Annotated in this window: 18 protein-coding genes; 4 read left to right on the plus strand and 14 right to left on the minus strand. The window is 65.7% G+C overall.

The features are described from left to right. Positions 1-358: 358 nt before the first annotated feature. The 14 genes from N1F89_RS03475 to N1F89_RS03540 all read right to left on the minus strand — a co-directional run bounded on the left by N1F89_RS03475 (position 359) and on the right by N1F89_RS03540 (position 12,310). Positions 359-805: a DUF6362 family protein gene (locus N1F89_RS03475; RefSeq protein WP_290081489.1), complete on the minus strand. Its 447-nt coding sequence runs from the start codon at positions 803-805 to the stop codon at positions 359-361. Continuing rightward, complete coding sequence (locus tag N1F89_RS03480) at positions 798-1,001, minus strand: hypothetical protein (RefSeq protein ID WP_139084974.1); 204 nt, start codon at positions 999-1,001, stop codon at positions 798-800. The genes N1F89_RS03475 and N1F89_RS03480 overlap by 8 nt, the downstream gene beginning before the upstream one ends. Continuing rightward, positions 998-1,486, minus strand: coding sequence for a hypothetical protein (locus tag N1F89_RS03485; RefSeq protein WP_290081557.1), 489 nt, complete (start codon positions 1,484-1,486; stop codon positions 998-1,000). Before N1F89_RS03485 ends, N1F89_RS03480 begins: the two co-directional genes overlap by 4 nt. 389 nt (positions 1,487-1,875) lie before the next feature. After that, positions 1,876-4,170 (minus strand): AAA family ATPase, encoded by a 2,295-nt coding sequence (locus N1F89_RS03490; RefSeq protein WP_290081492.1) that lies wholly within the window; start codon positions 4,168-4,170, stop codon positions 1,876-1,878. After that, positions 4,167-4,934 (minus strand): hypothetical protein, encoded by a 768-nt coding sequence (locus tag N1F89_RS03495; protein WP_290081494.1) that lies wholly within the window; start codon positions 4,932-4,934, stop codon positions 4,167-4,169. Before N1F89_RS03495 ends, N1F89_RS03490 begins: the two co-directional genes overlap by 4 nt. Then, positions 4,934-5,359, minus strand: a complete 426-nt coding sequence (locus N1F89_RS03500) for a DUF6511 domain-containing protein (protein WP_290081496.1) — start codon at positions 5,357-5,359, stop codon at positions 4,934-4,936. Before N1F89_RS03500 ends, N1F89_RS03495 begins: the two co-directional genes overlap by 1 nt. Continuing rightward, on the minus strand, positions 5,356-7,020 hold the full coding sequence (locus N1F89_RS03505; RefSeq protein ID WP_290081497.1) for a DEAD/DEAH box helicase: 1,665 nt from the start codon (positions 7,018-7,020) through the stop codon (positions 5,356-5,358). Before N1F89_RS03505 ends, N1F89_RS03500 begins: the two co-directional genes overlap by 4 nt. A gap of 14 nt (positions 7,021-7,034) precedes the next feature. Next, on the minus strand, positions 7,035-7,664 hold the full coding sequence (locus tag N1F89_RS03510) for a hypothetical protein (protein WP_290081499.1): 630 nt from the start codon (positions 7,662-7,664) through the stop codon (positions 7,035-7,037). Between the two features lie 19 nt (positions 7,665-7,683). Next, positions 7,684-8,556, minus strand: a complete 873-nt coding sequence (locus tag N1F89_RS03515; RefSeq protein WP_290081501.1) for an ATP-binding protein — start codon at positions 8,554-8,556, stop codon at positions 7,684-7,686. Continuing rightward, a complete protein-coding gene (locus N1F89_RS03520) occupies positions 8,553-9,086 on the minus strand; it encodes a hypothetical protein (protein WP_290081503.1) in 534 nt (177 codons plus the stop codon). Before N1F89_RS03520 ends, N1F89_RS03515 begins: the two co-directional genes overlap by 4 nt. Beyond that, positions 9,086-9,439, minus strand: a complete 354-nt coding sequence (locus N1F89_RS03525) for a hypothetical protein (protein ID WP_290081505.1) — start codon at positions 9,437-9,439, stop codon at positions 9,086-9,088. The genes N1F89_RS03520 and N1F89_RS03525 overlap by 1 nt, the downstream gene beginning before the upstream one ends. Before the next feature lie 22 nt (positions 9,440-9,461). Continuing rightward, a complete protein-coding gene (locus N1F89_RS03530) occupies positions 9,462-10,055 on the minus strand; it encodes a hypothetical protein (protein ID WP_290081507.1) in 594 nt (197 codons plus the stop codon). Positions 10,056-10,164: 109 nt separating this feature from the next. Then, positions 10,165-11,106 (minus strand): hypothetical protein, encoded by a 942-nt coding sequence (locus tag N1F89_RS03535; protein ID WP_290081509.1) that lies wholly within the window; start codon positions 11,104-11,106, stop codon positions 10,165-10,167. Beyond that, positions 11,075-12,310 carry a hypothetical protein gene (locus N1F89_RS03540; RefSeq protein WP_290081511.1) on the minus strand — a complete coding sequence of 412 codons (1,236 nt, stop codon included), beginning with the start codon at positions 12,308-12,310 and terminating at the stop codon, positions 11,075-11,077. The genes N1F89_RS03535 and N1F89_RS03540 overlap by 32 nt, the downstream gene beginning before the upstream one ends. Positions 12,311-12,676: 366 nt before the next feature. On the opposite strand from N1F89_RS03540, the gene N1F89_RS03545 reads away from it, so the two are divergent. From N1F89_RS03545 to N1F89_RS03560, 4 genes are all read left to right on the plus strand, one after another. Then, positions 12,677-13,132: a DUF2924 domain-containing protein gene (locus tag N1F89_RS03545; RefSeq protein WP_290081512.1), complete on the plus strand. Its 456-nt coding sequence runs from the start codon at positions 12,677-12,679 to the stop codon at positions 13,130-13,132. Continuing rightward, positions 13,129-14,454: a recombinase family protein gene (locus N1F89_RS03550; protein ID WP_290081514.1), complete on the plus strand. Its 1,326-nt coding sequence runs from the start codon at positions 13,129-13,131 to the stop codon at positions 14,452-14,454. Before N1F89_RS03545 ends, N1F89_RS03550 begins: the two co-directional genes overlap by 4 nt. Beyond that, complete coding sequence (locus N1F89_RS03555) at positions 14,451-14,834, plus strand: hypothetical protein (RefSeq protein ID WP_290081515.1); 384 nt, start codon at positions 14,451-14,453, stop codon at positions 14,832-14,834. Before N1F89_RS03550 ends, N1F89_RS03555 begins: the two co-directional genes overlap by 4 nt. A gap of 336 nt (positions 14,835-15,170) precedes the next feature. Continuing rightward, entirely contained in the window at positions 15,171-16,628 is a 1,458-nt protein-coding gene (locus N1F89_RS03560) for a DNA cytosine methyltransferase (RefSeq protein WP_290081516.1), read from the plus strand. The last annotated feature ends 140 nt before the right edge of the window (positions 16,629-16,768 follow it).

The raw sequence follows: 16,768 nt of genomic DNA on the forward strand, positions 1-16,768 counted from the left end.
GGATGCCGAGCTGGACTCCAAGCGGGGTCCAGCGGCTACCAGCGGTGTCCGGGCGGAAGGCCAGCGTTCATTGGTGGTTGCGCAGGGCGCGAGAGTGTTTCCGGCTTCCGGGTGGCTTCCCAAAAATCCGGCCCTGTCGCTGGCGATGTCCCGCGCTTCGCCCGCCAGCATACGAATGTCGCCAGGAAGGAACCAAGAACTCAACGGGTTAGCCCATTGGACCCCGGCTGGACCCTTCGCTGGACCCCGGAAGCCAGCGGCGCGACCTCTGCCTGCGCGCTCCTCTCCCGAGCATATTCGTTTTCTAACGGCCTCGTCGAAATGTGTAAGGTCCTGCGATGTACACCCGAAAATTTCCTCAGAGGACGATTTTTCTTGACAGCCGATTGGCGTTTTCGATGACGAACTGCTGCGAGCGCCGGGGCGACGGCACGCGACCGTTCAGCCGCCAGGTGATCACAGCAAGGCCGTACTGCCAGCGCTTGGTCGCGGCCGTGCGCGACAGACCGAACTGCCAGCAGATCGGCTTCCACGCCATGCCGTCGGCGCGGGCCCAGACCAGGCGCCCATCCTCGGGCTCCAGCCAGCGCAGCCAGAGCATCGCCTCCTCGGCCTGCGTGATCTGGCGTGGGCTGGGCCTCGGGCGCCGCATCTTCGGCTCCTGACCGACCTTGTCGGCGAAGCTGTGGAAATACTCGGGCCATGCGTTGAAGAAGCCCTGCGGCATCACGCCCGGCATCTGCCGCATCACGCCCGCCGCAAGCTCAAGCCGATCCTGCACCTGTGCTGTGGTCCACTCACCCATGACGCGCCTCCCGTTCCCGCTTGCCGTAGAGCCGCTCGCCGAGCTGGCGTACCAGCTCGCGCTCGGGCCAGGTCAGGCGGTCGTCGTCGACGGCGACAGCCAGCAGGCCCTGTTCCTTCCAGCCGTCGCGCTTGACCTCGTCGGGATTGCGGCGGTGACCGCCGTAGCCCTTGGGCGTGAACCGCATGCCGCTCATTGCACACCTCCCCGGGTCTCCAGCGCCCAGAGCAGGATCGCGATGGCGTCGGCCTCGTTGTCGTCGGCGGGCGAGAAGCCGCGCGCCCGGGCGGCCGCCATCATGGCGTCTTTGTTCGCGTTGCCCTTGCCGGTGGCGTGGCGCTTGATGGTCCCGACCGGCACGCCCTGATAGGCGACGCCCGCGGTCTCCGCCCATGACGTCAGCGTGGCCAGCAGACCGCCATAGACATGCGCCGCGTCGGTGCCGACATGCCTGCGCACCTCCTCGAAGTGGATGGCGGTGATGGCTCCGGCGTCGTTCGCCAGCTGCTCGAGCCAGCCCCGGAACCGCAGGTAGCGCATGCCGCCGCCGTCGTACCGGCTTGGCCGGAAGGACACGGTGCCACTGGTGATCAGACCGTCCGCAGCCTGCAGGGCCCAGCCGGTCGTGGTGCCGAGATCGAGGGCGAGAACGACAGGCACGCCGGGGAACGGGGCGCTCATGGGTGTCGGGTTCAGAGATACGTGGGCCATGATCGGCTCCTTTCCGGGTTGCTGCTCGATGGGGTGACGGGCGGGACATCCAGCCTTTGAGATTGCCCAGGGGTAGGTGGTGACCCTCCCGCGCTTGGCGGGGAGGTCACCTACCCCTTTAGGGGGGCGTTTTCCGAATTCTGAAATCTGCTCCAAGGCATTGATCCGAAACAGAACTTCCAGACTCCGGAGCAGAATTCGGAAAGTGCCTTCCGGATTCTGGAAAACATCTTCCAAGCCACTGAAATGAAATCGGAAAAGCCAGAATCCAGATTTCGCGCGGGGAGCAGAATCTGCGGATTCTGGCCAGAATCCGGGGCTGCCGAGCCAGAATTCGCGGCACGGGAGGGCGTGAATTGTCATGCCTCGTCCTCCTCCTGGTAGACCCAGACGGAGGGGTTCTCGACGGGCAGGACGGCCCCGGTCTGCGGGCATTTGTAGTGGCTGGGCAGCGCCGGGATCAGCTCCGGCGTGACCTCGCCCGTGTCGGGATCGACGGTCTCGCCGCCCGTGCCGAGCAGCATTCCCTCGACGCAGAGATAGCCGTATTTGCTCCGTTCCGCGGCCAGGCCGATGCGCGTGGCGGCAGGACCGCGGATGAACTTCACCTTGCCTTTGGTGGCGAGAACGCTGAGCCGGTCGTGGACGATGGTCCGCCCGCCGAGGCCGCCGGTATTCTCGAAGGCTTCGGAAAACTGGGCGAACGTGTAGAGCTTGCCGAGCCGCGCCTCCTCGTAGAGCAGGCCGAGAATGACGTCGTTCTTGCGCATGCGCTCGGCGTCGTGCTTGGCGCCCACCTCGGCGCGCACGAGGCGCTCGTTCATCGGGTTGATCTCGACCCATTGGCCGCGCACCTTGTCGATCAGCTTCGAGGGCAGCGCGGGGCCGTTGCGCAGCTCAATCTCCAGCTTGCGCTGTGACGCGTCCTCGTCGGGGCGGTGCAGGATCAGCCCGGAGGTGTAGAAGCCCCGCAGCGCGCTGGCGCCCGAAAGCGCGAGGAACGGATCCTCCTTCACCTGATGCTTGCTCAGCTTCTTGGTGTGGTGGATCAGGATGATCCCGCAGTCGGGGTTCACGTGGTCGCGAAGCACCTCGACCCGGTCCTTGAGAAAGAACATCATCGCGGCGTTGTCGTTCTCGCCACCGCCGTCAGGTCCGCCGTCGAACAGGTTGCGGATCGGGTCGATGCACAGGATGTCGACAGGCTCGGCCGGGAACGCCTGCTGGATCGCCTGTGCAACCAGCGCGCTGCCACCCTCATCGAGCAGCAGTTTCAGCTTCGGCGTGACGACAAGGTTTTCGCGGGCGGCGGCCATCACTTCGGGTGGCAGGCCAATCTGCTGCATGCGCTCGCGCAGATAATGGTACTGGATCTCGGCCTGCAGATAGAACACGCGCAGCGGCCGTGGCGGCGTGAAGCCAAGGAACGGCACACCGGCAGCCATGTGCACCAGCCAGCTGATGACGAGATCGCTCTTGCCGACCTTGGGCGCGCCGCCGAGCACAAGCATGCCGCCCGGGGTCAGAACGCGCGGGCCGATGATGTCGTCGGGCATCGGCGTGCCGTCGTCCAGCAGCGCGCCCAAGGTGAAGGTGGCGATCTCTCTTGCCGCCGGAGCGCCGTCGTTCCGAATGAGTGGCGGGCCGTTCCGCGCGATGTGCAGCGCCCAAAGCCGCTCGTATTCGACCCAGAGACGGTCTTCCGGCCAGTTCGGCCGGATCATCGCCGCGTTGTATTCGCCGATCGCGCGCCAGGCTTCCTCCCGGCTCATCCGCCCCTCATGCGCCATGCGGACATAGTGTCCGATGGCCATGCTGACGCCTTCGAACCGCGTCCAGGCATCCTGGCCGCCCTCGCGAACCGGCGTGATCAGGGATGCGTCCAAGCCGGGTTTCTCGCGCGGCTCGGCCGTCGCCATGCCGACGCCAAGCATGGGCGGCATTTCGGCCGCGCGCTCGAGCATGTCGGCCAGATCGAACTCGAGATCGCTGGCTTCACGGATCAGTACGAGCCGTTCCTGGCCGCCCTTGTGATAGACCGTGCCGGGCACGCGGATCGGCTGGTGCGCCGAGCGGAAATGCATGTCGCCGCCGACCTTGAGCGCGATATCGCCCCGCAACTGGCAAAGCCGCGCGAGTTCGGCGCCGTCGGCGGGCTCGGTCAGCTTCCACCAGACATGGAGCTTGGTCGCGCCATCGGCTGTGCGCCCGCCGCTCTCGACGATCAGCGTCGGTCGCCCGATATGGCGGACGAGGTGATCGAGCTTGGCTGGAATGTCGCCTGCGTCCAGATCGACGACGACGCTCTGCATCTGCAGGACATCGGCGGCACGCGCCTGTCCGGTTTCCGCCACCGTGCCGGGAATGACATAGACCGCCGCGCCCTCGCGCGCGCCCCAGGCGGCGAAGGTAGCGAGCTTGTCGGGCGCCGCGCCGTTCGCGTCGATCCAGATGTTGTGGGGCCGGCCGTCCTTGCCCTGACCCTTGTCCACGAAGCCACGGACAGGGATCAGTCCCTCGGAATAGCCGAAGACCACGTCGACGAAGCGCGCGATCTGCGCAGGGTCCGGTTCCACGGCGAAGGGATCGGGCAGCGGCGCCGCGTCGTTGAAATCCCGCCATGGATTGAAGTGGATGATCTTGTCGTCGCTCATGCCGCCAACCCCCAGCACCGCTCGGCATGGGCGCAGAACCGGCATTCAAAGAAGTCGCGGCTGGCGGCGATGCGGGGCAGCAGCTCGCCCGCGTCGGTGGCCTGCAGGATCCGCACCGCGCGGTCGGACATGCGCTGCGCCAGATCGGCATCGAAGGCGACCTGCTCGTGATGCAGTTCGGCCGTGTCCTTGTTGATCGCCGTGAACAGTGCCGGGGCCGAGGAAATGCCCGGCACCGAAGGCTCCATGTAAGCCTGGTAGATTGCGATCTGGGCGGCATAGACGGGCTTGGAGACGGCGACCCCGTCCTTGACGCAGGCCCGCCAGTTCTTCGCGTTCATCGTCTTGCATTCCCAGAGCGCCGGGGTGCGAAGACCGAGCGCGGCCGGGGCGCCGGCGATGATCCCGTCGACATGGCCACGGATGCGACCGCCCGCAACGGAGAATCCGAACTGATCCCCGTCGGGCCGGTTGCCCTTGCGGGTGTAGAGGTCCAGCCCAGCTGCCCGCAGCCAGCGGATCGCGAGATCCTCGAGCTGATGACCGATCTCGAAGATCCGCAGAGTCTGGCCGCTCAAATCCGCGCCCTCATCCCTGGGCGCGCCTGCGAACTCGAACTGCAGCGCGCGTTCGCAGGCATGCCCCAGACGGGACGCGCCGAGATAGGTTCGTGGCGGCGTGGCCTCCCGCTCGGCGATCAGCGCAGCGTCGACCAGCGCGTTGATCCGCTCGGCCATGGAGGGGCGCGGGTTGAAATCCAGCATCAGAACGGCACCTCGCTCCTGGCGGCGATGCGCGACATCTCGGCGCCATAGCCCTCCAGCACCTCCTCAATCAGGGCGGTGACATCGGTTTCGGTGAGATCGCGCAGCCGCTTGTCCCAGCCGATCAGGTCCATTGTCTGGCCCAGCCGTTTCATCACCATCGCTATGGCGAGGCGTTCTTCATCGGGCGTTCCCTGCATGGTCAGTCCTTTCCGGTGGCGGGCCGCGAAGAATGCCTGGCAGTGCATCGAGCAGAACCAGCGGTATTCGCGGGGGCGGGGTCTGTTGGGGTTGAAGAAACCGAAACCGCGCGCGGGGCGCAGACAGACGGCGCAAGGCTTGAGGCGCGGGCGCCAGAGCCGAATACGCTCCGGGCAATCCGCAGGCGCTGCGGGCGGGGATGGGACTTGCGCGACATGATTCACGCCGCCCTCCGCTCGGGCTCGGCCGCCGTGACGAGGCGCCGGATGTCGCGCTTGTTGAACTGGAACGAGATCAGCGCGGAGGCGCGATAGCGCGTCAGGCCGTAATCGCGCCGGAACTCCGGCGGCAGGCAATTCAGCTGCTTTTCCGTCGCGTCCTGCTTCAGCCAGCCCTTCGACTTGAAGGCGCTCTCGTCGGTCTCATGAGTGTTAAGCCAGTCGTCGGCCTGCGCGAGACAGACGATGCGCTCGCCCACGCTCAGGAGCCGCGTCGCCTTGCCCTTGGCGCCCCCGACCGCGTGCCAGCGGCCCTCGAGGAAGAACACGCCGCCCCAGGCGTGAAACCCATTGGCCATCAGCGCGGCGTCGTCGCCGAAGAGATCCACCCACGCGAAACTCGATCGCTCGAGAAGGTCGAGCTCGGTCATGACGAAGCTGTCGATGGGCTCCGCGCCTTCGCGCGGCAGCTCGCACCCGCAGATCGGGCATTCGGTGACCGCGATCGGGATCTCGGCCTTGCATTCGGGGCAGATTCTCGTGGGGGCTTCCCCCGGCGCCGAAACGCGCCCGTCGAGATCGACATCCTGTTCCAGCGTGCCGTGCGTCAGACTGGAAGTGCCGAAGTCGAGCACGATGCAGTCGGTCTTGACGATGCCGGGATGTTCCTCGGGATCGACGGTGCGCAGGCCGCGCCCGACCATCTGGATCATCGTGGACTTGTAGGAACTGGGCCGCAGCAGCACGACGCAGGAGGTGGGCGGATGGTCCCAGCCCTCGGTCAGCACGGCCACGTTGACCACGACGCGGATGCTGCCCGCTGCATAGTCGGCGAGGATCGCCTTCCGCGTCTCGGCCGCCAGATCGCCGTGAATCAGCGCGGCGGAAACGCCCGCCATCCTGAATGCGTCGGTGACGTGTTCGGCATGCGCGACGGTGGAGCAGAACACCACGGTCTGCCGGTCGCCTGTCTTCTCCTTCCAGTGCCGGATCACCTCGTCGGTGACGGGGGCGCGGTCCATGATGCCCGCCACCTCCGCCATGTCGAAATCCGACATGGTCTTGCGGACCGAGCGCAGTTCGTCCTGCACGCCCACGTCGATGACGAAGGTGCGCGGCGGCACCAGGTGACCGGAGGCGATCAGCTCGCCCAGCCGCACCTGGTCGGCGACATTGTCGAAAACCTCGCGCAGGCCCTTCCTGTCGCCCCGGTTCGGCGTCGCCGTGACCCCGAAGATGCGGGCGTCGGGATTGGCCTCCCGCACGCGGTCGATGATGCGGCGGTAGCTGTCGGCGACGGCATGGTGCGCCTCGTCGACGACCAGCAGGTCGAGGCGCGGCATGTCGGCGAGGTTCGAAGCCCGCGCCAGCGTCGGCACCATGGCGAAGGCGACCTGGCCGCCCCAAGATTTCTCGGTGGCGTCGATGACCGAGGTGGCGATGCCCGGCACCACGCGCTGGAACTTGGAGCGGTTCTGCGCGGTCAGCTCGTCGCGATGCGCCAGCACGCAGGCCCTGGCGCCGTCGCCGATCATCTCGCCAGTGACCGCCGAGAGCATGATGGTCTTGCCCGCGCCGGTGGGCGCCACGCCCAGCGTGTTGCCGCGGGAGGCGAGCGCAGCAACGCTGCGCTCGACGAAGGTCTTCTGGCGGGGGCGCAGGCGCATGGCCGGTCCCCCCCTTACTGAGCCCAGCTCGGCCGCCCGGCGAACCCGGGGGCGGACGCGGGCTGGCCGGGCTGATGCGCCGGTGCCGCAGGGGCGGTCTGCTGCGGGGCATGCCCGGCTGCACCGTGTCCGCCGAACTGCAGCGCCGCAGACCCCATGACCTGCGCATAATCGCGGTGATCGGGTGTGACCGCGCTGCGGATCTCGTTCTTGTCGTCGCCGCTGGCGTCGGTGCCGATATCGATGCGGGCGATGAACTCGATCCCGTCGAGATCGGCAAAGCCGTCGATCCGCCGCGCCGCCTGCGCCTCGGCCGACATGTCCTTGTCGGAAATCCCGCGGGCCGAGTTCAGCATGCCGCGCACGAGGCTGCGGCCCATGTTCGCCCAGTCCGGCCCCTTGGGGCTGTAGAGCCCGATCAGGGTGAAGATCTTGCGCCGGGCGTATTGGCCCTCGGTGACCGTGAACTCGCCGTTCAGATAGACCGCGCCGGTCGAGCCGCGCGTGGCGTAGCCGCCGGTCCAGCCTTGCGTCGCGTCGTCGAAGCCGCCCGGTCGGATGGTCAGGCGCACCTTGGCCAGCGTGCCCTTCGGGATCAGGTTGGTGTTGCTCTGCGCGTCGTTGAAATCGTTCCAGGAACCCATGGGGAACCTCCTTTTCTGATCAGGATTGCGGTTGGGATGGGGCGTCGGCCGCCGCATCGGCGGGCGGCGGGGTGTAGGTCAGGCGCCTGGGCGCTGGCGCGACGGGAGTGCGGATCTTCGTCATCAGGCGGCCGAGATGAGGCTCCTCGACCTGATCCAGACGGCCGGAGCGGTCCTTGGCCGGAAAGCCCCAGGGGTTGATCGTCTGGCAGACGAAGGCGCGATACGGATCGCCATCGGCCTTCAACTCCGCCATGGTGATCACCTCGTCGACGATCCCCGGCAGCTCCAAGCCGGTCTTCGAGCCGTCGATCTGCGGCTGGAACACCTTGCGGTTGAAGTCGTCGAGCTTCTCGTCGAGGATTCCGACGAACCAGACGTTCTTGGCCCGTGTGTGCTGAAGATGGGTGAGCCAGCCGATCATCTCGCGGCCATGCAGCCCGTAAGCCCCGCGCACATCCGGCTTGCCTGTCTTCTCCGACAGCGCCTCGGGCTGGCCCTTGCACCAGCCGAAGCACAGCCGCCCCGCCACGGTGATCGAGTCCACGAAGATCGTGTCGTAGCGGTCGAGCGCGGTAGGATCGCCGAAGCGGTCGCAGACTGCCTTGTAATGTGCTGGGCTGTAGGGCTGCTCGTCGCGCAGCGCCGGGTTCGGCCCGCCGATGAACACCGCGAAATCCCGGCATTCCGTCCAGGTCCGCGGCCGGATGCTGTCCCCCGCCCAGCCCTCGATGGCGAGATCGCCGGCCTCGAGGTCCATGAACAGCGTCGTCGACGCGTTCAGGGTCCAGAGGAGCGATGTCTTCCCGATGCCGGACTTGCCGAAGATGCAGCCCTTGATACCCCGCGACTCGGCCAGTCGCTGGTCGGCGCTGATGATCGGGAGGCTCATCGATCAGCCCCCTGCGGGACGATCTCGATCTTCAGCGACCCGGGCCGGACGGTGCGCGCGGGCTCGAAACCGGTGCGGATCGCATCGGGCCAGGCGGCGTATTTGCGCTCGGGCACCTTGAAGGCGACGTCGACATAATGCGCAGGATCGTCCCCGGCGGCGCGGATGCGTTCGACCATGGCGGCGAGGCGATCCTGATCCCAATCGACCCGTTTCGGCAGGTCGGCGATCACGGTGAAATCGCCGTCGTCGAAGCGGATCGTCCCGGTGTCCTTGCCCGCTGCCTGCCGCTCCTCGGCGGCGCGGGCGGCGTAACGGACCGTCAGCGCGCCATCGAGGCGGGCCTTCGCGGCCTTGGTCCGCGCCATGCGTTCGTCGACGTCGCGCTGCAGGATCGCCAGCAGTTCGACGGGCAGCTGGGCGATGTCCTGCAAGCCGAGGCCCGTCAGGTCGTCGACGGTGGGGGTGTTCGCGGGGAACGGCATGTAAGGGTCTCCATGATCGGCAAAAAGGGATTGGAAGGCGGTCATCAGGCGGCCTCCTGCTCGGCGAGCAGGAGCGCGGACAACGACACGGCTGCGGCCTTCGGCTTGGGGCGGGCGACGGCGACGTAGGCGAACTGGTCGGGGCCCGTGCGCTCCTGCACCAGGTGCACGAGGCCCTGTTCGGCCGCCCAGAAGGCGCGCGACCCGAGCCGGGCCAGTTCCGCGCGCTCCCGATCCGGCAACCGGGCGAACATCGGGAAGATGTCGAGGGCCAGAAAGCCGCGATGATATTCGAGCCGGTCGCCCGGCACGGCCTGCGCCACCCAGGCGCAGAACTCGATCTCGGTGAGCGGTCGGCGGGCGCGGACCGTGACGAAGGGGGTGGTGCCCATGAACATGATCTCCTCCTTTCGCCTCTACTCAGGCCGCCGCGAGATCGTCCCAGGCGGGACCGAGACCGTGGGCGGTGAGGACGTGACGGAGATCGACGAGGCGGCGGTAGAGCGCGGACCGGCTCCCGAAACCCTCGGCCGCGAGTGCGGTGACCGGGCGATGCGCCAGCGCCGCGCAGAACCGGCGATCCTCGGCCGGGAGCCTCGCGAGGGCGGCCTGCAGGCCGTGGTGCAGTTCGGTGACGGCCGCCGCGCAGCAGGGTTGGCCGTGCCAGGCGGCAAGCCCGTCGTCCTCGGTCAGCGTGTCGCCGACCGGCTCGCGGGTTCCGGCCAGCGGCACCTCGAGCGAGAGCAGCGACCCACCCTGCGCACGGCGCTGGCGGTGATGGCGCATCGCGATCCGCGAGGACTGGTTGTGGAGCACGATGTTGGCGAAGGCGCCGATGCTGCCGCGCCGCGCGTCGAAGCCAGGCAGTCGACAGATCAGGTCGACGAGCAGGTCCTGGCGGACATCGTCATGATCGGCGACGGGCAAAGCCAGCTTGCGGCGCAGACGGCGCGCGGCCGCATCAGCTTCAGCGATCAGCGTGGAAAGGTCGGCGGGGGTAATCGGGGGGTGCATGTCGTCGTACCTCGGAACATCATTGCTGTTGTTCCGAGACTGCCGGACCCGCCGACGCCTTCGGTGTGTTTGGCGTGTGCTTGTTGTGTGCGGAAAGTGTGTGGAGGACTCAGTCCTCGACGACGACCTCGGCGGGAGCGATGCCGAGGCGATAGCCGTAGCCTCGCACGGTCACGATCAGAGCGTCGGCGGACGCCCGCGACAGGCCGCAGCCGACCAAGGCCTTACGCAGATCCCGCACGATCTCGTTCGCCGGGCGCCCGGTCTGCGCGTCGATGGTCTCCTTGCGCAGCACGGGGTCGCGCTGCCCGGCCTGTTCCGCGAAAAGCCGGATCAGTGCGAACATCTGCGGCGCGAGATCGAGGCGGCGTCCGTCGAACATTGCCGACTGGCGGCTCCGGCTCAAGACGAGGCGGGGCGCTGTGACGGCGATCGGCGAAAGTCGGTCAAACGCGATTTTCTCCGTGCCGCGATCGTCCACCTGGACGCATTCGGCAAACGAGCGGGCTTCGATACCGGCCGCTCGCAAGTGCAGTTCGGTTGTCGGGTCAAGGTCGATGGTGATGACGGTGATAGGTGCCGATCCGGCGGCCATCCTGGTCGCGAGAACTGTAGCAGGCGCCATCAGCACATGCGTGTCGCGGCAGAGAAACACGCAGATACCCGTCGGCAGCCGTCCCAGCAACCAAAGACCGTCCGCGACGACGGTGGCCGCCGCCGGCAATCCGCCGGATGCTGCAATGGCCGAGATCAGCTTGTCGGCGTCGATCCAAAACCGGCGGAGGTCGTCCGGCTCCAGCACCTCGTCCGCCGCGACGTCGCGCGGACAGCAGGCGAGGAACTGATCTCCTACGGCGCGGATCGGGCGTGCATCGAGCCCGCAGTCGCAATGCACGCACACGGACCAGTTGTCGGCCTTCCGCTGCTCTATCAGAACCCGCGCCCGAAGCAGACTTTCGATCTCCCGCTCAGGGAAGCGGCGCAGCGCCCGGCCGGAGACACTCGCCTCCGCCCCGCCGTTACTCAGCCGCTTCCACAACCAGATCAGCATCGCGATCCTTCTCGAGCCCGTTGCGCGCGACCAGCGCGTGGATCGCCTTTTCGAACCGGGTTCGACGGAAGGCGAGCGTGCCGGGCGGCTTCAAACGCACGGTCACCTTGGCGGGCTGTTTTGCATCGCTCTTGAAAAACACCCGGAACGTGATTTCTCCCAGACGCCACCCGCGGCCGAAACGCACCTCGCTGGCCTTGAAATGCCGAAGCGCTGCACCGGATGCGTCTTTCGACTCCCAGCTGCGCACATAGCGCCATGCGCCATCCTCGTCCTCGGCGAAGAAATCGGCCGCTGCCGCCACGATCCGAACCTCGAGGATCCTCTCGTCGAACGCATGCTGGAATGCGAAGTCCGGGCCGAAAGCCGTGATGGGATCGAGGGTGTAGAGATCGCGCGCGTCCTTGCCGGCGAAGAAACCGGGTCGCCCGAGGATGTGTTCGGCGAAGATCGCCGCCACTTCGGCCTGCTGCGCCCTTGGCACGCCGCCGATGCGCAGGAGCCCTTCGTTCGGTGCGTAGCGCAGCGCCGCATATTTCACCGCGCGCAGGGTGATGATCTGTTCGCGGTCGCCGGCCACGACCGGCGTGGTCGTGACCGGCGCGCCATGGCTGACGACGAGGTTGATTTCGCCATCTTCCTCGTACGGGCCGAGACGGCAGTAATCGCCCTGCAGATCCTGCGCGAACAGCTTGACGATGGCGGCCTTGAATGCCGCCGACGCTTCCTCCGTCAGATCGGCCCCGACATCGCGCTCCGGGCCGCGAAATTCCGCCATTGCGGTCGGCGCCCTAAGCGCCTGGAAATCGGCCGCAGCCTCGAAGATCTGATGATGATGCAGGTAGGCGTGCAGCGCCACATGCTTGGCCTCGTGCTTCACCGGCGCGGAACCGGCATCTTCCGCGTCGGGCGCGGGATAGAGGATCACGCTGCGGCGGCGCGCTTCGTTCAGGATGAGCTGCATCCCTTCGCCCGTTCCGAGTTCGGCGACCCGATGCAGATCCGCGATCAGCCCTTCCGACCAGTCGGTGATCGGCGTCGAGAAATACTCCGCCATCTGTTTGCGAACTTCGGCAATGTCACCGTCGAATGCGAGGGGAAGCTTCTCTTCCTTGAAATGGCGCGCGAAGAGATCGCGCATGAGCACGACATCGATGCTGTTGAGAAACTTCGGATTGACGAATTTCTTGATGTCGGAGCCCAACGGAATCCCTTTTCTTTCAAGCTTGATTGTTCCCTCTATGTTCTATCATTCCAAACAACCCTGAGTCGAGTCCGGATGGGCGCGGTCCGTGCACTTCCAGCGGCCGTGGGACGGTTCGCGATCACGGTGAGTAGAGGCCCGAGGAGACCACCGCGCCGAGGCCCGCATGAAACGCCCCAATCCGCTCCCGCCCGACCAGATGACGCCCGCAGAGCGTCGCGCCGAGCTGTGCGGACTGCTGGCGCTCGGGCTGGTTCGGTTGCGGATGCGGGATGGGCGCGAAGTATCTGACGATACTGGAGAACGTTGCCTACACTATCCGCCCGACCAATGCCGTCATGCAACTCCAACTCACCGGAGAGATGCATGAACAAGCCCGACCCCATCCCCGCGCGCCTGGCCGCGCTGAAGACCACGCCGACGCCCGACCTAAAGCAACAGTGGCGCGACCTGTTCGACAGCGAGCCGCCATCGTTCAACCGCCGCTACCTCGAGTCCCGCCTGGCCTACCGAATCCAGGAACTCGCCTATGGTGGTCTGAAGCCCGAGACGATCCGGCGCTTCGAACGGCTCGGCGAGGAACTGGACGGCGGCGACCGGACGAAACGGAGCATCCGCGCCGACCGCGATCGCCCGATCACCGGCACGCGTCTGCTGCGCGAGTGGCAGGGCGTCGAGCAGATCGTCACCGTCACTGCCGATGGCTTCGAATGGCAAGGTCGGCCGTACAAGTCGCTGTCCGCCATCGCGCGAGCGATCACCGGCACGCGCTGGAATGGCTGGGTGTTCTTCGGCCTCAAGAACCACAGGGGGCGGGCATGACGAAACCGCCCGAAAAGTCGAAGGTTGTCCGCAAGCTGCGGTGTGCCGTCTACACTCGGAAATCCTCCGAGGAAGGGCTGGAGCAGGAGTTCAACAGCCTCCACGCCCAGCGCGAGGCCTGCGAGGCATTCATCGCCAGCCAGCGGTCCGAAGGCTGGGTGCTGGTTCGCGATCAGTATGACGACGGCGGCATCTCGGGCGGGACGCTGGAACGCCCCGGCCTTAAACGGTTGATGGCCGACATTGAGGACGGACTGGTCGATGTGGTCGTGGTCTACAAGATCGACCGCCTGTCGCGCTCGCTCGGCGACTTCGCCAAGCTGGTCGAGGTCTTCGACCGGAACGGCGTGACGTTCGTCTCTGTCACGCAGTCCTTCAACACGACCACGTCGATGGGCCGGCTGACGCTGAACATCCTGCTCAGCTTCGCCCAGTTCGAACGCGAGGTGACGGCTGAACGCATCCGCGACAAGGTCGCCGCCAGTCGGAAGAAGGGCATGTGGATGGGCGGGGTGCCGCCCTACGGCTATCGGGTCGAGAGCCGGAAGCTGGTCGTCGACGATGAATCCGCTGCGCATGTGCGCTGGATCTTCGCCCGCTTCCTCGAGATCGGGTCCTGCACGGAACTGGCGCGGGAGGTCGGCACCCGGGGTCTCCGGACGACGCGCGGCAACCGGGTCGACAAGAAATACATCTACCGCATGCTCAGCAACCGCGCCTACATCGGCGAGGCGGTCCACAAGGGTGAAAGCTATCCCGGCGAGCACGACGCGATAATTGACGGAGCGACATGGGACCGCGTCCACGCCATCTTGCAGGAAAATCCCCGCAAGCGCGCCGCCCGGACTCGCGCCGATACGCCCGCGCTGCTGAAAGGACTGCTCTTCGGTCCCGACGGCGCCGCGTTTTCGCCGACCCATACGCGCAAGGGCGACAGGCTGTACCGCTACTACGTCAGCCAGACAGTGCTGAAGCACTGTGCCGGGTCATGCCCCGTGGGCCGCGTGCCAGCAGGGGAGATCGAGGCCGCGGTCATCGACCAACTCCGTGCCGTGTTCCGGCAGCCAGAGATTGTTGCGGGGACTTGGAAGGCGGCGCGTGCCCACGCCGACGACGTCTCCGAGGCCGACGTCCGCGCGGCATTGCAGCAGCTCGACCCGCTGTGGGATGAACTCTTCCCCGCGGAGCAGGCACGCATCGTGACATTGCTGGTCGAGCGCGTAGACATCGGCACAGACGGGTTGAAGGTCCGGCTCCGGATGGACGGCCTCGGGGGGCTCGCGCGCGAGATGCTGTCTGGCAGCATCGGAGCAATGGCATGACCCGTGCGACGGCGGTCCCCGAGACGGTCACAATCCACGTGCCATTCCGCATCGTGAAGCGCGGCGGGCGGAAGGAGATGCAGCTGCCTGACGGCGCCACGCAGTCTCGCAGGACGGACAGCGCTCTCGTCAAGGCGCTGGCCCGTGGGTTCCGATGGAAGCGGATGCTCGAGTCGGGCGAATACGCCACGATCGCCGAACTGGCCGAACGGGAGGGCATCGCGCCCTCCTACATGACCCGCGTTCTGCGCCTGACACTGCTCGCGCCCGATATCGTCGAGGCGATCCTGGATGGGAAGCAGGGGCCGGAGGTGACGCTGGCGCGGCTGCTGGAGCCGTTTCCATTGGCCTGGACTCTTCAAGGTGGATCTTCGCCATGACAACGGCACATGAAGTTACCGATCTCGTTTGGAGGAGGGGCGACAGCCTTTCGACCGCCGTCCGCACCGATGGGCGGCTCAGACCTGCGCATGAATGCGCACTGTTGCGTATCGGCGTGTGTCTGTCTAGCATGTGTGCCAGCGCAACCATGGACCGCAAGATGTCGCAAACACGCCGTCTCAACACGACGATAGATGAACACCTTGCGGAACGCCTGGATCGAGAAACTGACGGGCGAACGCCTCGGTTGCCACGCCGCTACGTCATTGAGCTCGCACTTAAGCGGCTATTTGACGAAATAGACCGCGGCCAGTTTGAATTGGATTTGACGCGCCATGACTAAGAACAGAATAAAAACCCGTCCAGTCATCTCGCTGTTCAGTGGGGCAATGGGGCTTGACCTCGGTCTCGAAAGCGCGGGACTAGATGTCGTGATGGCTTTGGAATGCAATAAGTTCCCGGTATCGACGATAAGGCGCAATCGCCCAGATCTGCCACTCATTGATCGCCCAATCGAGCAGGTATCGAGTGACGAGATACTCACAGCGGCAGGTTTGAAGCGAGGCGAGGCTTTCGCCGTGGTCGGAGGGCCCTCGTGTCAGGTCTTCAGTACGGCGGGGCATCGCAAATCCCTGAATGATCCTCGAAGCACCATGTTTCGCCACTTCGTTCGGGTGATCAAGGATACGCGACCAGCATTCTTTGTGATGGAAAACGTGCGAGGACTGCTCTCGGCTGCGGTCAGACATCGGCCACTCAAGGAACGCGGACCTGGCTACCCGCCTCTTGCTGACGATGAGCAGTTGGGATCTGCCTTCGCCGTTGTCGCCAAGACCCTGAAGAAACTCGGCTACTATTGCGTGTTCGACGTCCTGAACGCAGCCGATTTTGGTGTGCCGCAAACCCGCCAACGCCTTGTGATCATCGGAAGTCGCGATGGACGGAAGCTCCGCATGCCGTCCGCCTCCCATCACGCTGATGGCACCAATGGCCTTCCAGCATGGCGCACACTAGCACAAGCCCTCGAAGGGCTCGATGATCATCCATCCGAGTATTACAGCTTCTGCCCAGCCAAGGAGCGCTACTTGAGATTGGTCCCTGAGGGAGGGAATTGGAGAGATCTCCCAAAGGAGGTACAACGCGAGGCGCTCGGCAGCGCTCACGACTCTTGGGGGGGGAGGTCAGGGTTCTTTCGTCGGCTGTCTTTCGACAGTCCGAGCCCTGCGCTTACCACTCGTCCCGACAGCAAGGCGACGTCTTTGTGCCATCCGACAGAACTGCGCCCGCTCACGGTCGCAGAGTACGCCCGCATCCAGCAGTTTCCTGACGATTGGGTATTCGAGGGGACCGTTCGGAAAAAATATGAGCAGGTCGGCAATGCGGTCCCTATCGGCCTTGGTGCAGCAGTCGGGAGAGCTCTGCTAAAGGCCGCGCGCAGCCACGCTCGCCCCGAACGCTTGGGTCGGTTTGAATCCTTCAATCTCGACCTTCTGGCGAAGCTTTCGCGTCGTCCCACGACGATCGTGAACCCTCCGCGCATGCGGAAAGACGATTTCGAGAATTCGCTTTCCGACTGGTACGGTGAGGCTCCAAGGATGCGTCAGGATGCTGTCGACTATGTGCCCAATGAACTCAAGGAGCAGTTTCAGTTTCTGCTCGACGGCGGTCGTCGACGGAGAGGAGGAGCTCAAAAGGCTGCACCGACGGAAGAAGCGCATGGGCCAGTGGCGAGTCTGTCTGACAATTGGGATCCCGATCCCGAAAAAGATGCACCTCTTGCCGCAGCTGAGTAACTGAAATAAATTGCTCGATGACCTCTTGTTTATCCTGCTGCCGTCGATGTCAGCGGGGGCAAGGATTCAGTCACGCTATAGCGCGCGCCATAGCTTCCTACCGTGCCCTCACAGACAGACTGGCGATGCGCAAGAACACT

Origin of the sequence: Aquibium sp. A9E412, assembly GCF_030398335.1 — a bacterium.
Taxonomy (GTDB): Bacteria; Pseudomonadota; Alphaproteobacteria; order Rhizobiales; family Rhizobiaceae; genus A9E412.

What these genes read in the sequence shown, in the direction of transcription:
- N1F89_RS03475 (WP_290081489.1), bottom strand. Translation starts at nt 805, where the DNA reads ATGGGTGAGTGGACCACAGCACAGGTGCAGGATCGGCTTGAGCTTGCG.
- N1F89_RS03480 (WP_139084974.1), bottom strand. Translation starts at nt 1,001, where the DNA reads ATGAGCGGCATGCGGTTCACGCCCAAGGGCTACGGCGGTCACCGCCGC.
- N1F89_RS03485 (WP_290081557.1), bottom strand. Translation starts at nt 1,486, where the DNA reads ATGAGCGCCCCGTTCCCCGGCGTGCCTGTCGTTCTCGCCCTCGATCTC.
- N1F89_RS03490 (WP_290081492.1), bottom strand. Translation starts at nt 4,170, where the DNA reads ATGAGCGACGACAAGATCATCCACTTCAATCCATGGCGGGATTTCAAC.
- N1F89_RS03495 (WP_290081494.1), bottom strand. Translation starts at nt 4,934, where the DNA reads ATGCTGGATTTCAACCCGCGCCCCTCCATGGCCGAGCGGATCAACGCG.
- N1F89_RS03505 (WP_290081497.1), bottom strand. Translation starts at nt 7,020, where the DNA reads ATGCGCCTGCGCCCCCGCCAGAAGACCTTCGTCGAGCGCAGCGTTGCT.
- N1F89_RS03510 (WP_290081499.1), bottom strand. Translation starts at nt 7,664, where the DNA reads ATGGGTTCCTGGAACGATTTCAACGACGCGCAGAGCAACACCAACCTG.
- N1F89_RS03515 (WP_290081501.1), bottom strand. Translation starts at nt 8,556, where the DNA reads ATGAGCCTCCCGATCATCAGCGCCGACCAGCGACTGGCCGAGTCGCGG.
- N1F89_RS03520 (WP_290081503.1), bottom strand. Translation starts at nt 9,086, where the DNA reads ATGACCGCCTTCCAATCCCTTTTTGCCGATCATGGAGACCCTTACATG.
- N1F89_RS03525 (WP_290081505.1), bottom strand. Translation starts at nt 9,439, where the DNA reads ATGTTCATGGGCACCACCCCCTTCGTCACGGTCCGCGCCCGCCGACCG.
- N1F89_RS03530 (WP_290081507.1), bottom strand. Translation starts at nt 10,055, where the DNA reads ATGCACCCCCCGATTACCCCCGCCGACCTTTCCACGCTGATCGCTGAA.
- N1F89_RS03535 (WP_290081509.1), bottom strand. Translation starts at nt 11,106, where the DNA reads ATGCTGATCTGGTTGTGGAAGCGGCTGAGTAACGGCGGGGCGGAGGCG.
- N1F89_RS03545 (WP_290081512.1), top strand. Translation starts at nt 12,677, where the DNA reads ATGAACAAGCCCGACCCCATCCCCGCGCGCCTGGCCGCGCTGAAGACC.
- N1F89_RS03550 (WP_290081514.1), top strand. Translation starts at nt 13,129, where the DNA reads ATGACGAAACCGCCCGAAAAGTCGAAGGTTGTCCGCAAGCTGCGGTGT.
- N1F89_RS03555 (WP_290081515.1), top strand. Translation starts at nt 14,451, where the DNA reads ATGACCCGTGCGACGGCGGTCCCCGAGACGGTCACAATCCACGTGCCA.
- N1F89_RS03560 (WP_290081516.1), top strand. Translation starts at nt 15,171, where the DNA reads ATGACTAAGAACAGAATAAAAACCCGTCCAGTCATCTCGCTGTTCAGT.